This is a genomic window from Hydrogenivirga sp. 128-5-R1-1 (assembly GCF_000171895.1).
The window spans coordinates 1-2,159 of the sequence record NZ_ABHJ01000162.1; the positions used below are offsets into that span (position 1 = coordinate 1).

Annotated in this window: 3 protein-coding genes and 1 pseudogene; all 4 read right to left on the reverse strand. The window is 32.5% G+C overall.

The window, feature by feature from the left end:
- Positions 1-560, reverse strand: a pseudogene (locus HG1285_RS03915) (5'-3' exonuclease); the annotation flags it as partial.
- On the reverse strand, positions 561-821 hold the full coding sequence (locus HG1285_RS18915; RefSeq protein ID WP_083793121.1) for a M23 family metallopeptidase: 261 nt from the start codon (positions 819-821) through the stop codon (positions 561-563).
- On the reverse strand, positions 815-1,351 hold the full coding sequence (locus tag HG1285_RS18920; RefSeq protein ID WP_157560684.1) for a hypothetical protein: 537 nt from the start codon (positions 1,349-1,351) through the stop codon (positions 815-817). Before HG1285_RS18920 ends, HG1285_RS18915 begins: the two co-directional genes overlap by 7 nt.
- Positions 1,344-2,159, reverse strand: an 816-nt coding sequence (hemB, locus tag HG1285_RS03910) for a porphobilinogen synthase (protein ID WP_032496968.1), incomplete at its 5' end; no start/stop codon positions are given. The genes hemB and HG1285_RS18920, both read right to left, overlap by 8 nt.

Consider the following 2,159-nt stretch of genomic DNA (forward strand, 5'->3'; position numbering starts at 1 on the left):
CCTACTATGTTATCAATCGGGTCTCCTACCATTGCTTGATAGTATATAAATTGTTCTGGATATATACCATACTTTTCTCTTACTTTTTCTCTATTGTATAGTTTATCATTTACCGGATTTAGAACGTATATGTTATCTTCTACAAGTTGGAGCATATCTTTATCTGGAGTGATAATGTAGACCTCTAAACCTTTTTCTTTTCCTTTTTTTGCTAAGGTAGCTATAATATCATCAGCTTCAAAACCTTCTTTTTCTAAGATTTTAATGCCAAATAATTTTATTATTTCTTTTATTTTTGGTATCTGGACTTTTAAGTCGTCTGGTGTTTCTTTTCTTTGAGATTTATATTCCTTGTATTCTTTATGTCTAAATGTTTTTCCAGGAGCATCAAAAATTACAGCTATATAATCAGGATTTAGTTCATTTAATAGTTTGGAAATCATTCTGATAAAGCCATATATTGCTCCTGTTGGAATACCTCTTGGACTTTTCAAAGGTGGAAGTGCGTAATATGCTCTATATATATATGATGAGCCGTCAATAATAGCTAATTTTTTCATTTAAATCCTGTTTCTACTGTTTAAGTAAAGCATTCTTAATGGGTTTACAAGCTTGCCGTATCTATGAATTTCGTAATGTAGATGAACTCCTGTTGAGCGTCCTGTACTTCCGGCATATCCTATTATCTGACCGGCTTTTACTTTTTGACCTGCTCTAACTTTTATGTAATAAAGATGACCGTATAATGTAGTAAAGCCGTACTTGTGCTTAATTTTTACCATTTTTCCGTATCCACCAGCCCATCCTGCATAAACTACAATTCCATTTGCTGTTGCAAAAACAGGTTGTTAAAAGCTGCTCTTAAGTCAAGTCGTGAATGAAATGCCCTTTTTCCATTAAAAGGGTCTCTTCTGTATCCAAATTTTGATGTTATTCTGCCGTAAAGAGGAACCCCTACAGGAATATCTTGTATTATTTTCAGTAATTTGTCTATTTTGTATTCTATTTTTTCAGCATAAATATGAATATCTTTGCTATTTGCAGGAATGAATAATCCCCCTTGAGGAATTACAACTTTTATACCTTTTCTTTTTAAAAGTTTGTTGGCATTTTTAATTTTTTGTTCAATTTTTTTTAATTTTGCAACTAATTTTTCTTTTTCTTCTACAGCTTTTCTAAGCTGGTCATCTTTTTCTTTAATAAGTTCTGTTAATACGAGAACTTCTTTCTTTAAATCCGCAGTTTTTTTCTCACATTCATTTTTAGAATTTAAAACTGTAAATCCAAGTATGACAGTTATTACAGTTAAAACAGCCATATAACCGTATATAAATATAAACTTCCTATCCAATCTCTCTTGCCACCTCTTTAGCATGATATGTAATTATTATATCAGCTCCTGCTCTTTTCATTGAGGTTAATGTTTCCAAAATAACTTTTTTTTCGTCTATCCATCCCATTTTTCCAGCAGCTTTTACCATTGAGTACTCACCACTTACATTATAGGCTGCAACAGGTACATTAAAGTTTTGTCTTATATCAGATATTATGTCCAAATATGAAAGAGCAGGCTTAACCATGACAATATCTGCACCTTCTTCTATATCAAGTTCAACTTCTTTTAAAGCTTCTCTTCTATTTGCAAAATCCATCTGATAGCTTCTTCTATCTCCAAAGGAAGGAGTTGATTCAGCAGCTTCCCTAAAAGGTCCATAATAAGAAGATGCATATTTTGCAGAGTACGACATTATTGGTATATTTGTAAATCCTTCACTGTCTAATGCTTCTCTTATTGCCTTTACAACACCGTCCATCATTCCTGATGGGGCAACCATGTCAGCACCAGCTTTTGCATGAGATATTACCTGTTTTTTAGTATTTTCAAGTGTTGCATCATTATCTACGTCTCCACAGCATAGAACACCGCAGTGTCCATGCTCAGTGTATTCACAGAAACATACATCTGTAATTACATAAAGTTCTGGGTATTTATCTTTTATATATTTAATGGCTTTTTGTATTATGCCTTCCTCACTCCATGTATCACTTCCAACTTCATCTTTATGTGAAGGAATGCCAAATAAAAGTACTGCTGGTATATTCAGGTCTATTACTTCTTTAAGTTCTTCGTCTATTTTATCAAGTGAGTATCTATAAAT